The organism is Flavobacterium panici (genome assembly GCF_903819335.1).
Lineage (GTDB): Bacteria > Bacteroidota > Bacteroidia > Flavobacteriales > Flavobacteriaceae > Flavobacterium > Flavobacterium panici.
In genome coordinates, this window is record NZ_CAIJDE010000058.1 from 109,570 (window position 1) to 121,610 (window position 12,041).

The 12,041-nt window shown below is 34.5% G+C and carries 11 protein-coding genes and 1 pseudogene; 3 read left to right on the forward strand and 9 right to left on the reverse strand.

Annotated elements, in window-relative coordinates:
- Nucleotides 1–110 precede the first annotated feature (110 nt).
- From FLAPXU55_RS18940 to FLAPXU55_RS18955, 4 genes are all read right to left on the reverse strand, one after another.
- Nucleotides 111–1,424, reverse strand: coding sequence for a recombinase family protein (locus FLAPXU55_RS18940; protein WP_235992101.1), 1,314 nt, complete (start codon nt 1,422–1,424; stop codon nt 111–113).
- Nucleotides 1,421–1,591, reverse strand: a complete 171-nt coding sequence (locus tag FLAPXU55_RS18945) for a hypothetical protein (RefSeq protein WP_219637275.1) — start codon at nt 1,589–1,591, stop codon at nt 1,421–1,423. The genes FLAPXU55_RS18940 and FLAPXU55_RS18945 overlap by 4 nt, the downstream gene beginning before the upstream one ends.
- Nucleotides 1,592–1,938: 347 nt before the next feature.
- Nucleotides 1,939–2,319, reverse strand: a complete 381-nt coding sequence (locus FLAPXU55_RS18950; protein ID WP_180860252.1) for a hypothetical protein — start codon at nt 2,317–2,319, stop codon at nt 1,939–1,941.
- Nucleotides 2,306–3,922: a DUF262 domain-containing protein gene (locus tag FLAPXU55_RS18955; protein ID WP_180860254.1), complete on the reverse strand. Its 1,617-nt coding sequence runs from the start codon at nt 3,920–3,922 to the stop codon at nt 2,306–2,308. Before FLAPXU55_RS18955 ends, FLAPXU55_RS18950 begins: the two co-directional genes overlap by 14 nt.
- A 134-nt stretch (nt 3,923–4,056) precedes the next feature.
- Between FLAPXU55_RS18955 and FLAPXU55_RS18960 the strand changes: the two genes are divergently transcribed.
- The gene (locus FLAPXU55_RS18960; protein WP_262891003.1) at nt 4,057–4,581 is read left to right on the forward strand and encodes a zinc-binding dehydrogenase; all 525 of its coding nucleotides are present in this window, start codon (nt 4,057–4,059) and stop codon (nt 4,579–4,581) included.
- A 210-nt stretch (nt 4,582–4,791) separates the two neighbouring features.
- On the opposite strand, the gene FLAPXU55_RS18965 is transcribed toward FLAPXU55_RS18960, so the two are convergent.
- Complete coding sequence (locus tag FLAPXU55_RS18965) at nt 4,792–5,682, reverse strand: LysR family transcriptional regulator (protein ID WP_180860256.1); 891 nt, start codon at nt 5,680–5,682, stop codon at nt 4,792–4,794.
- Between the two features lie 129 nt (nt 5,683–5,811).
- Between FLAPXU55_RS18965 and FLAPXU55_RS18970 the strand changes: the two genes are divergently transcribed.
- Together FLAPXU55_RS18970 and FLAPXU55_RS18975 are read left to right on the forward strand one after the other, a co-directional pair.
- The gene (locus tag FLAPXU55_RS18970; RefSeq protein WP_053471268.1) at nt 5,812–6,384 is read left to right on the forward strand and encodes a hypothetical protein; all 573 of its coding nucleotides are present in this window, start codon (nt 5,812–5,814) and stop codon (nt 6,382–6,384) included.
- The gene (locus FLAPXU55_RS18975; protein ID WP_180860258.1) at nt 6,381–7,355 is read left to right on the forward strand and encodes an NAD(P)H-quinone oxidoreductase; all 975 of its coding nucleotides are present in this window, start codon (nt 6,381–6,383) and stop codon (nt 7,353–7,355) included. Before FLAPXU55_RS18970 ends, FLAPXU55_RS18975 begins: the two co-directional genes overlap by 4 nt.
- A 270-nt stretch (nt 7,356–7,625) precedes the next feature.
- On the opposite strand, the pseudogene FLAPXU55_RS18980 reads toward FLAPXU55_RS18975, so the two are convergent.
- The 4 genes and pseudogenes from FLAPXU55_RS18980 to FLAPXU55_RS18995 all read right to left on the reverse strand — a co-directional run.
- Nucleotides 7,626–7,874: pseudogene (locus FLAPXU55_RS18980) on the reverse strand (DUF2867 domain-containing protein); the annotation flags it as partial.
- A 246-nt stretch (nt 7,875–8,120) separates the two neighbouring features.
- Complete coding sequence (locus FLAPXU55_RS18985; protein WP_180860260.1) at nt 8,121–9,026, reverse strand: carbohydrate kinase family protein; 906 nt, start codon at nt 9,024–9,026, stop codon at nt 8,121–8,123.
- 23 nt (nt 9,027–9,049) lie between these two features.
- Entirely contained in the window at nt 9,050–10,606 is a 1,557-nt protein-coding gene (locus FLAPXU55_RS18990) for a glycoside hydrolase family 32 protein (RefSeq protein WP_180860262.1), read from the reverse strand.
- 21 nt (nt 10,607–10,627) lie between these two features.
- Nucleotides 10,628–12,025 (reverse strand): DUF4960 domain-containing protein, encoded by a 1,398-nt coding sequence (locus FLAPXU55_RS18995; RefSeq protein WP_180860265.1) that lies wholly within the window; start codon nt 12,023–12,025, stop codon nt 10,628–10,630.
- Nucleotides 12,026–12,041 lie beyond the last annotated feature (16 nt).

Genomic DNA, 12,041 nt, shown 5'->3' on the forward strand with positions numbered 1-12,041 from the left:
GTTCACTCTAGCGGTTTGTATTTTATTTTCACGAATCGTAAAATTTTCAGGATAAACCAAACCTATTAAGCTTCGAGCTTCCGAAAGATCCATATCCGCATAAGCCACATTCATTTAATTAAGTTCTCAATTCCTTTATTTAAAAGGGATTCGATGCTGTGTCTATCTTTTGCTATGGAGGATAATTCCCTTTCAAGGTTTGTAATTCGTGCACTATAGTCATCCTTCATTAATTTATAATCATCCGAATCTATTTTTGATGTTAAAAGAAGATCCCTTGCATTACTTAATCGAAGTTCATAATCTTTAATCTGTTCTAAAAGTCGTCGTTTCTGTTCACCAGCATTATTAGCCAATTCTCGGTGAGTTTCAAATATTACAGATGTGTATATTTTTTTGACCTCTGGTATTGGCTGGTATTTTTTTAGATCATCAATAAATAATTTATTGGCTATTTCAGAATTGATTCTAAATTTACACTGGGCTTCGCAATGATAATAATAGTAGTGTTTATGTCTACCTTTACACTTGCTTCCCTGAAGCTTTTTTTGACACTTTGGACAATTAAAAAATCCTCTGAGCGGAAATTCTACAACTGTTTTAATTTTAGGTCTGTAAATACGGGATTTTCCATCTAAAATATCCTGAACATTATAGAAAAGACCTTCCGAGATTAAAGGCTCATGCTGTCCTGTAACTAACATGCTTTCTTCATCTTTATATTGGGGGACAAAAATTTTACCACAGTAAATTGGATTTCGAATTAAACCCCACATATTGCTTTTGGTTCTTGTAAAACCTCTTCTGCATGCAAGATGGTAAACCTGTTCGGTGTTAAACACTCCTCTTGCAATTTCTTCGAATATCCATCTCATTACTGATGCAGCCGGCTCTACAAGAGCAATATATTTAGTTCCGTCCTCTTTTGATTTATTTGCATAACCAAAGGGAGCAGTTCCCATATATCTTCCTTCTTTTTTAGCTCTTCGCATTCCATGAAAAGTATTCAAAGCCCGTCTGTCGTTCTCTACTTCTGGGGCAGCGAGATAAAAAGCAAGCATCATCTTATTTTCCGGAATAGATAAATCAAGAGGCTGTTCGATAGCTTGTGGCTCCACTCCAAGTTTTCGTAGAACACTTATCATTTGGTATGCGTCACCAGCATTTCTACTAAACCTGTCCCATTTTGTAAATAAGACAAAGTCGCATTTGTTTTTTTCTCTTTTAAGATTAAGAAGTAATTTATTCCATTGTGGTCTATTAAAGGTTTTGGCTGAATGATCTTCATAAATAACATTACGAACTTCAATAAAATTTATAGAACAATACTTACGTAGGACCTCTTCCTGATTTCTTTGTGAATATCCCTTCTCAGCCTGCTCGTCTGTGCTTACACGAATGTATAAATCTGCAATAATACTCATGATTCTAAAAATTTTGAAACGACCGCATGGGCCAATTTTCGTAAAAATAGCAAAATTTCAGTTGCTTCTTCAATTGTAACATTCATACCCTCAGAGTTTAACATTTGCATAGCTTTCTCTGGAGTTATTTTTCCTCTCATTTTTTCTTCTTCATTTTCCATCATCATTTAATTAAATAATAAAAGCCCTTTACGGGCTTTCATGGTTATTTATCTATGTGCAATCGTAAAAGTAAATCTTGCTTCCTTGTGTTTTCTTAAACGAAGGCTCGTATTTAAGATATCCATAATCACTCAGTTCCTGGATGCATCTGTGGTAAGTATGCGGAGAGGAAATCTTTGCTATTGGTGTTATATCATGTCTATAGACCTGTATTGGGTTTACAAACTGATTCTGCGTCCTGTACTGAAGCAGAGACATGTAAATAGCAATATGTGTCGAGCTTATTCGAAAATCATTTTCAATTGCTTTAAAAAAGTCCGATAGCGGTTTTAAATTTTCCATTTTGAATAATTTATAAACTTTTACTTTTAGCTGTTCTATATTGTCTTTGAGAAGACTGTATCGCTACATACTTTGCTTGCTTATTTGAAGTTTTGGAATTTTGATTTAAAAGATCCGAAAGCAATACTTTTTTTAAATCTTCATTGTGGATCAAAAGCCCTCTATTTTGAGGATTAGCTTCTACATAAAAATTTTGGGAACTGCCATTTCTTTCTAATTTAACCAGCTCTCTGCCTCCATTTTTTAAAGATCTCAAGATTTCCCCAACCTGTAATTGATCCAAAGAATTTATAGGCAATTCTTCCAAAGCCTTCTTTAAATCATAGCCGTACTCTTGAGGAAATTCTTTTACTCTATAACTGCCAGATGCATCTTTATCATTTAAATCCAATTGCTTCCTTGTTTAGACATGAATTATCTGGAACAGTTAATAAAGCGAGATTTTTAATTGAGTGAATAGTTGAAGAATCTGAATACTCACTAAATAACTCTGTTTGGATCGCATCAAACTGTTCTTGATTAATTTTTGTAAGCTGTAAAATAGCTTCAATTTTTGATAGAAACTGTAATTTTTCGTGGCTTAAAAAATATCTTTTTTGTTCCATTAAAAGTTGCCTCTTTTGTTTTTCACTTTTCAGTTCTTCAGACTGTTGTGCATGAATATGCTCTAAACTCCATTGTCCTTCTGAGAATAGATAAAATGCAAAACGATTATACCCGCTATTCATTGTTGAAATAACATTAAAAAGCAATAGTAACTCCTTAGCTTTTTTAGGGTTGTAATCATATCCTATCTGTTCTAAATCAATTTCGTTGAAATGGTTTTTAATGAGGATTTCCAGTTCCTTTTCTAATTCTAATTTTGTATGGCTCTCGGTCAAATTTTTAACTGATTCGATATTCTTATCTATGTGAAGAAGAAAACCAATTAAATGAAAGTATATATTGTCATCATACCATTCTACAAAAGTTCTATAATATGTTTTTACTTCGTCCCAAAGGAAATCTTTAGCGCTATTGTATCTATCATCATATATTGCGATATTTTTTGCAATTAACTCATTAAATACATAAAATGACCATAGAGTATCAATCTCTTTATTCAGTTTTAAATCTGTTTTATCAATATATTTATCGGCAATTAACTCAAAAATAAATTCAATATGATTAGTATAAAATTTATTTGGATTTATAAACCTCCAAAAATCTTTTTTTCTCAGTGTATTTTCCATATCATCCCATTCATATCCTAATTTTAATTGATACTTTTTCTTCTCCCTATCATTCATAGACTGCTCGGACAAATAGAATATCGCTTTAATTAATTCTCCATTAGTTAGATCAATTTTTCCTTGATTGTATTTTGCAAAGGCCACATTCGGTGTATCTCCTCTCGGATCAATCTCATACCAAATAAATCGGACATTATTTGCGTGGTCAAATAAATCTTCAAAATCGTTTTTTAATAACGTATTACAGAAATCCCCAAGATTTATATCGTCATTCTCTAGCCATTTCTTAATTATTAAAAAAGCTTCACTCATTCTGTAAAAATCAATGTTTGCTTTGTCAATAGTAGTAACTGAAGTAATATTCTCTAAAAATTCTTTACTGCTAAATTCTTCCTTTTCTCTTGTTTCGTATTCTAATGAAAAAAGAGTCGTTGGAAGTTTTAAAAGACGTAATGCACCTTTAAGTGATGACAACAAAATTAGAATTGTCGTTAATCTTTGCTGCCCGTCAATGACCTCCCATTTGTTATCGTCTTTTTTTAAGACAACTATTGGCTGCAAGCAATAAAATTCTCCAATTTTATTATCGTTTTTTTTCTTTGTATCTTCTTGGAATTCATAGATATCATTTAACAAATCTATAATCTGTCTTTCTTCCCATCTATATCCTCTTTGGTAAGAGGGAATTATGAAATGATGATTACCATCTAAAAATTCAGCAATAGATTTTAATCTTGGATTTATTATTGTCTCTGCGGTCATACTTTTATTCGTTGATCTGTTTTACCAATAAGTCATTACTGTAAAAAACTGTATGGCAGGCATTCGTCGAAAAAGCGAAACTTCGTAAAGGCCAAAAAGTTTTTATTCAAGCAGGTTCTGGCGGAGTTGGTACAATAGCAATTCAGTTTGCCAAACATCTTGGGGCATTTGTCGCCACGACAGCCAGCGAAAAGAATTTTGACATGCTGAAAGCCCTTGGAGCTGATATTATAATAGATTACAAAAAGGATAACTTTGAAAATATTCTTAAAGATTATGATGTGGTACTTAACAGCCAGGATGTTAAAACACTTGAAAAATCATTGACAATTTTAAAACCGGGAGGCAGTATTATCTCAATTTCTGGACCTCCAACTCCAGAGTTTGCAAAATCAATAGGCGCATCAGCAATAATACGATTCATTATTTGGCTGACCAGCCTGAAAATCCGTAATAGGGCTAAAAATTTAAATGTTAATTATTCCTTTTTATTCATGAAGGCGAACGGAAGACAATTAGAACAAATTGCTGATTTACTTGCCTCAGAAATTATTAAACCAATTGTAGATAAAATTTTTCCTTTTGAGCAGACCAATGATGCTTTTGATTATATGGAAAGCGGACATGCAAAAGGAAAGGTTGTGGTAAAAGTAAAATAATAGTGTTATGGAGTTGCCTCAGTTTTTGACGCAATTATAAATTGGAGTTGCCTCCATTTTTTGCCATAAAAAGTTAATCCGGTTTTTTAAAAAGATATTATACGTCAAAATTTTGTAGCAGAATCATGGCACATCATAATGAGAAAAGCTGTACCTCAGCAATATAAAGGGTTTCTAAAAAAGGCTCTAATGGCGGAGCGATTTGTTTTTTTAAACTAAATTATGCATTACCATTTTTTTCATGATTAAATTTTGAAAAAATACAAGTGACGCTTTGCGATAAATTCCAGAAGGAAATGTAATAGTTGCTTCACGAGTAATATTTTTACTTTCAATTGGGACCGCAACAAGTTCCGGAAAATGAAACAAGGAAGTATCCATTAATATGGTACACCACTTTTTTGAATTAACCAGATCCAATAAACTGTGAATATCATTGATTTCTATTTTTGCTTTTAATTGCATATTATTTTTTAGAAGTGTTTCGTCCAGAAAATTCCTGATGCTGTAACTTTGCGAAGGCAGCACTAAAGGTAATTCCGCAATTTTTTGAAATGTGATTTTTTTAAGCTTACTCCACGGATGTGATGTATGAAGAATCAATGAAAGATTCGCAGAGAAAAGACGCATCACATCAAGCTGATTATCCTCAGACGAAGGCATAAATGAAAGCATACAGTCAATTTCGTACGAGCGTATTTTTTGCATTAAATCTGATGTAGAACCCAATACAATCTGGATCTGAATATCGGGAAATTCCTCATTAAATTCCGTCGCTGATTGCAATAGTAAATTTACAAGACCGTAAGTGGATCCAATAATTATTTTTCCTGTCTTAAGGTTATTCAAATCCATTAAAACCTGTTTTGCTTCTTCTGCCTGTCGAATCGTTCTTCGCGCATATTCAAGCATTATTTCTCCTGACTCTGTCAGTTTAACTCTCCTCCCTATTCTATCAAAAAGAAGAACATTTAGTGACGTTTCTAATTCTTTTATCTGATGTGATAATGTACTTTGAGTAATATATAGATCATCGGCTGCCTGAGTGAAATTTAAAAGTTCTGCCGCGCGGACAAAGTATTTTAATTGACGAAGTTCCATCTTTTCTAATTTTTTTATAAAAATACTATTATAAATCGAAAATTTCGATCGTTTACATCTAAAAATACCATTTCCACGATTGGTTTACATTGTCGAACTTTGACATAAATTAATTTAAAAATAGAAAAGATGGAAATCGTACAAACACCCGAAAATGCATTATCAGCTTCAATTGTTTCAGCAATAATGAATGCCCCAATTGAAAAAATCAATATAGCAGACTGGCTTCTAAATCTGCCAGATGCCGAATACCAGCGCTGTTCTGTGAACCATATTGCAGCGGGAATTACTTCAAATTTTGAAGGGATACCAATGTCTATCAATGTAGAATACGTCGGAACTGCACTTGTTGTACAGCACTATATTTTTGATGAATATCGTGCCGATTATTGCCGCATGTTATCTATTTCTGATACTATTACAGCGAGCGGAAGATCTAAAGTACAGGTTCTTTGGGAATTAAAAGCAGAAAGAATCGACGACAAAACTTCCAAATTCACCAACACCATTCATGCAACAGCTACACCAGAATTTTTAAATTTCATCAAAGAAAACGGAATTTCTTTAGCGGAAGCTGCAAAAGCAAGACAAGAAGCCTCTGACACCCACAACCACGAAGAAACACCTCTGTTTGCAAAAAGCATTGAGAACAAAGCTTTATTTGGAAAATATAATCTACCTTTTCAACAAATTAGACTATGAAAGCTATTACAATCACAAAATTTGGAGGTCCTGAAGTTTTGCAGCTAACGGAAGTTACTGATTTAATTCCTTCTAAAAATGAAGTGTTAATTCAAGTAAAAGCATCTGGTATCAACCGAAGTGACATTCTCCAGCGTAAGGGAAAATATGCGGCTCCAGATAGCACTTCTAATGAAATTCCGGGTCTTGAAGTGTCTGGTATAATTGCAGCATGCGGTCCTGAAGTTACGCAATGGAAAAAAGGAGATCGTGTTTGTGCCCTTCTTGCCGGGGGTGGCTATGCTGAATATGTTGCTGTTAAAGAAGGTCAGTGCCTGCCTATTCCTAAGGGTTTAAATTTTGTAGAAGCGGCAAGTCTGCCTGAAACGGTATTTACAGTTTGGTCTAATATTTTTGATCGAGGCAAACTCAAAGCTGGTGAATCCCTATTAGTTCACGGAGGTAGCAGCGGTATCGGAATTACAGCTATTCAAATTGCTCATGCTCTAGGGTCAAAAGTTTTTACAACAGTTGGTTCAGAGGAAAAAGCAAAGTATTGTGATGCATTGGGATCTGATCTTTCTATTAATTATAAAACAGAGGATTTCGAAGAAATTTTAAAAGGCAAAGGCGCAGATGTAATTCTTGATATGATAGCCGGACCTTATTTTCAAAAAAATCTCAACGTCTTAAACGAAGACGGAAGACTTATTCATATTAATGCGGAGAATGGAAAAGACGTAGAACTTGATATTTGGCAGTTAATGGTAAAAAGAATCACGATCTCCGGAAGTACACTACGCGCAAGAGATTATAACTACAAAAAACGATTAACAAAAGAAGTATTCCAAAACATCTGGCCATTAATCGAAAATGGAAAATTCAAGCCCGTTATTTACAAAACATTTTCGTACCAGAATGTTATAAACGCTCATCAATGCATGGAAGAAGGAAGCCATATTGGTAAAATTATACTGGATTGGGATTCCTAAAAATTATTGCAAGCCCTGAAGCAATTTAGTTAAAAATGCTTCTTTCTCAAATTAAAATTCTAGAGATTATTTTTTTAAAACTGAATTACGCCCTACAGAATAAATGAATTTGAGGGCGTGATTTTTACTTTTTACACAAGCTTTAAATGAAACACTTTTATTATTGTGGCAGAATGATGGCGTATAGTGTTTTCGGAAATAGAAAGTAAACAAATTCAAGTGTTAACGAGGTTAGGTTCGAAACTGTATTAAATTATCCTCACCGAACCCCTAAATTATTTTTTTAAGTATTCCATTAAATATAAAACCGTTAAACGGCAAGACAGAATACCAGTATATTTTACCTATAAGTCCCAGTGGTTTAAAAGTAGCATCCTGATATAAGGTATTGTTGATTATTTTAAATTCCAGCCACGCTTCGCCCGAAAGTTTCATTTATGCATACAAAATCAGTCTACCTTCCTTCTTCTCGGCGTATATTACCTTTCCAAAATCCAGTGCATATCCTGCATGTATTTGCTTCCAAATTTTATAATATTACGATAAAAGCCTAATATCTAAAAAGATATCAGGCTTTACTTTAAAAAACGAATATTTAAGTAAGTAATTAAAACTTAAACAAAATTCCATGCATTTAATAAAAATCGGATTTTAAAAAATAGATAAGACCACTAATAAGCAATATTAAACTTATTGCTGTTAACAAGGCCAATTGCAAGAATTTTGTTTTAGATAACACATATTTCATTTAAATTTCATACAAAGTTAAATTTTCATTTTTAACATCATTTTTTCAATTCTGGAAAGTGAAATTTCGGGATTCGCTCCAGGAGATTCAGCTACTAATGCACCTACTGCACAGGCAAAATCAATTGAATACTGAGGTTCTTTTCCACTTAACAATGAAGCTATCAAAGCCGCGAGAAATGAATCTCCGGCACCTACGGTGTCAGCAACTTCAACAGGATATCCCTCATTTTCATAAAGTCGGCCTTCCCACATTAGCAAGGCTCCGTGTTTGCCTCTCGTTACACACATTCCCGTTACTTTACTTCGTTCAGCTATAAAATTCATATTGTCTTCCAGACTTGTAAATGGCGAAGCCATAGCTGCAGTAATTTCTAATAATTCCTCATCATTAAACTTTATAAAATCCGCTGACTGCATGAGGCGATCCAGCATTTCATACGAATAATGTGGTTTTCTTAAATTCACATCAAAAACCTTGTAGACTTTTTTTTGCAGCATTTCTTCCAGTGACAGCCTTGAAACCTCATCACGGCAAACTAAACTGCCATAAATTAAAACATCCGCATTAGCAACTGAATTCCTCGCCAAATCATTCAATTCAATTTTATCCCATGCAGACGGGTAACTGATTTCATAACTTGCCGATCCGCGCTCATTTAAGGTTACGTTGACCAAACCAGTTGGAAAATCTTCAGAAACTACAATTGTATCCGTTTCAAGTCCCAGTTGTTTCACTTGCTCTTTTATTGCTCTCCCGTCTTCATCATTGCCTACACAACTTATCATAGCTACTTCGCAACCCAGCGTTTTCATTCGCAAGGCTACATTCAATGGTGCTCCGCCAATCTTTTTTTCATTGGCAAAAACATCCCAAAGTACCTCTCCGTATGCCACCGCCTTAAGGTTTTTTCCGTTATTCATTCTAAAATATTTTATTATTGTTCTTATTCAGGCTGGGTTATCTGAAGATTCGAGATTGTGCTCGTTTGTCCTTCAGCAATTAAACCCCATTTATTTTTGTCTCTTCCGTAAACGCGATTTGTGAGCGCTGCTTTTCCGTTGATGTAAACTACGACAACACTTCCTTCAGTAATTATTTCAACATCATATTTTACATTCGTCTGAAATGCATATGGTAAACGGGTTACTTCCTGCGAAGCCGAATTATAACCGCTTATTTTACTATTAGCAATATCCAAAACCACTTTATAATAACTTCCTGTATCATTGGTATGAAAAACAAATCCAGTTGTTCCACTAGCTTTCGCTAAAGTAACTTCGGCTTTTATTTTGACTTTCTTTCCAACGCTTTTAAAAGTAACCATTGCTTTTTCTGTTTCTCCGGACAAAGAATAAGTTCCATTGTTAGCTGTTGCATTAGAAGTAATCTCATCTACTTCTGCAGTAGCATTCTTTTTCGAAAACAAATCCTTAACCGACTTCGGCGATTGAGTTCCTAAAGTTCCATCTGAATTCTGAGTTAATTCATGAATGACCATATTCCCCGCCCAATCTTTATTTCCTAAATCATTCTCAGGCGTTTTTCTGGCATTCCATCCAAAAACATATCTTTTATTTCCGTCAGAAGCCGTTTTTCCTGCGTAAAAGTATTCTCCATCAATTCTGTCATTTTCCGGTTTTGTCCATGGACCAGTTATTGATGATGAAATTCTATAATGCGTTCCTTTGTTTCCGCTCCAATTCTCAGAAAAAATTAAATACCAATTGCTTCCCATTTTGAAAATATCCGCACATTCCATCATCAGATAATTATCTTCAGGAGTTGTCGTATAAATCGGAGCTTGAACATCCCATTTTCCTGATGCAGGATCTGCGCTTGTAAAATGCAGCAAAACGGCTTTTCTTCCAGGTTCTGTCTGTGTACTTACTAACATGGAATATTTTTTCAATTCATCATTATAAAACACATGCGGATCTCTGAAATCATAATTGTAGTAGCCCGCCGGAGCTGTAATTTTAAAAGAAGGAACTTTTGTCCAGTTTTTCAAATCTCCACTTGTTGCACACAACACACTTTCTCTCGCATTCGACTGAACAAAAACGGGATTTTCATTGTGCCCTGTATAATAGAAATAATAAAGATTGCCCACTTTGACAACTGATCCTGTGCCAATAGCAAAATCAGGTTCAAGCGTTGTACCATATGGAATGGTTTGACCTTCATAAGTAAAATGCGCCAAATCTGTACTTTGATATTCATGAATATCATGAAACCCTTTTCCAGCAGGTTTATTCTGTGCATCATGTAGAAAGTAAATATGAAATTTTCCGTTATCGAAAAAAGGCATAATATCTCCGGTATAACCCGCACTGTAATATGGGTCGTTTGCGCCCATCCATTGCGCGGGCGGAACAGGAAAAACATTAGTTATTTCAGAATTTCCTCCTGAAATCGAACCTCCAATATACGTTTCATCCTGACTGCATGAAGCCAGTGAAAAGAAAACGAAGGCGATTGTTATTATATTTCTATATTTCATTTTAGTTAAATTCAAGGTGGATTATTTTGCCGCTAGATAATTGATACTGTTTTGTGTCAGCAGTTTAATGTTTGTAATAAACTCGTTTGCCTGACTTGGCACTCCGCTGCTATTGGTTTCATTGTACCAATCGTAAGCTCCCATAGAAATAACAATTACATTTTTATTTGTACTCGTGTTCGGGAATTCTGCAATTGTTACTCTTCCGTTCAGTTCATTATCCCAGGCTTCACTTGCCAGATTGGTTCCTCCTGTTTGGTTTCTCCAGCCTTCTCCATTATTGTAGCCTCCCCATTCCGGTAAAAACCACCACGCTGTATGGTTTAATCTGAAAGTTCCGCTTTGTAATAAATTGGCTTTTCCAGCTTCAAAAGTGGTTAAACCCTGAAATATTGGATGACCTTCATGACCAACAAATGACATTCCCCATGAATTTCCATCTACAAATCCATTTGGAGGAAAATCACCAAAAACATTATTCGGTCCTTTTCCTGACGGAACAATTCCTAAAGCATCGACATATTGCGAAGCAAAAGAAGTCAAAAGCAAGTTTCCGCCATTTGTTCTGAAATTTTTCAATGCGTTTGTAACCGCAGGATTATAAGCCACAGAAGGTAAATTTGCAGCCGAATCAAAGTGCCACCAAATGACGTCGATATCACTTAAATCGGCACCATTTTGTATACTTTCAAAGGAAATATATTTTGCTCCTGGGAAATTATCAAACAACCAGTTTGAAGCTGTAACTTCATCCATATTTGTAATTCCTGATCTTGTAGCAGCAGTTCCTAAAAATGCAACTGTTAATCCTGTAACTGGAACTCCAACATTTGCTGTATAATTAACGCTTTTACCATTTGATGTTATTACAAAAGTAACCGCATTCGTAAAATCAACGGTTGCTCCTGAAGCTGGCGAAATTGTAACGCCCATTGTAACTTCAATTACGGGTTTAAGCACTGTCAAATCAGTATTTTCAGGAAGCGTCATATTAATGGTTTTACTAATATCGTTTATCGTTGCCGCAATGCCATTAATCGTAAAACTCTTAATCGGACTTAAAACGGTTGTGGTTACCGTATAATCTTTGTATAAATTGCCATTAACTACTCTGAATTTTACTGGATTTGTAAAATTCATAGCCGAATTTAATTCCGGATTTGATGTTGCGCCATCGACAAAAACAACTTCCGGTTTTATAGCTGTTATGTCAGATCCGTAAGGCATTACAACAGTAATTTTTCCTGTTGTCTGATCAATGTTTCCTGAAACTCCATTTAATTTGAATGAAAGTACATTTGAAGGCGAACTCACATCAAATCCGCCAGTTTCAAAACTATTTTCGCAGGCATTAATTATAAAAATCATTGCCAATACTATAGACACTTTGGTCCAATATTTATTTAAAGCTTTTTTCATATTGCTGATTTTTAAA

Coding starts and splice junctions, on each gene's coding strand:
- FLAPXU55_RS18965 (WP_180860256.1), bottom strand. CDS start 5,682: ATGGAACTTCGTCAATTAAAATACTTTGTCCGCGCGGCAGAACTTTTA.
- FLAPXU55_RS18970 (WP_053471268.1), top strand. CDS start 5,812: ATGGAAATCGTACAAACACCCGAAAATGCATTATCAGCTTCAATTGTT.
- FLAPXU55_RS18955 (WP_180860254.1), bottom strand. CDS start 3,922: ATGACCGCAGAGACAATAATAAATCCAAGATTAAAATCTATTGCTGAA.
- FLAPXU55_RS18975 (WP_180860258.1), top strand. CDS start 6,381: ATGAAAGCTATTACAATCACAAAATTTGGAGGTCCTGAAGTTTTGCAG.
- FLAPXU55_RS18945 (WP_219637275.1), bottom strand. CDS start 1,591: ATGATGATGGAAAATGAAGAAGAAAAAATGAGAGGAAAAATAACTCCA.
- FLAPXU55_RS18985 (WP_180860260.1), bottom strand. CDS start 9,026: ATGAATAACGGAAAAAACCTTAAGGCGGTGGCATACGGAGAGGTACTT.
- FLAPXU55_RS18940 (WP_235992101.1), bottom strand. CDS start 1,424: ATGAGTATTATTGCAGATTTATACATTCGTGTAAGCACAGACGAGCAG.
- FLAPXU55_RS18995 (WP_180860265.1), bottom strand. CDS start 12,025: ATGAAAAAAGCTTTAAATAAATATTGGACCAAAGTGTCTATAGTATTG.
- FLAPXU55_RS18990 (WP_180860262.1), bottom strand. CDS start 10,606: ATGAAATATAGAAATATAATAACAATCGCCTTCGTTTTCTTTTCACTG.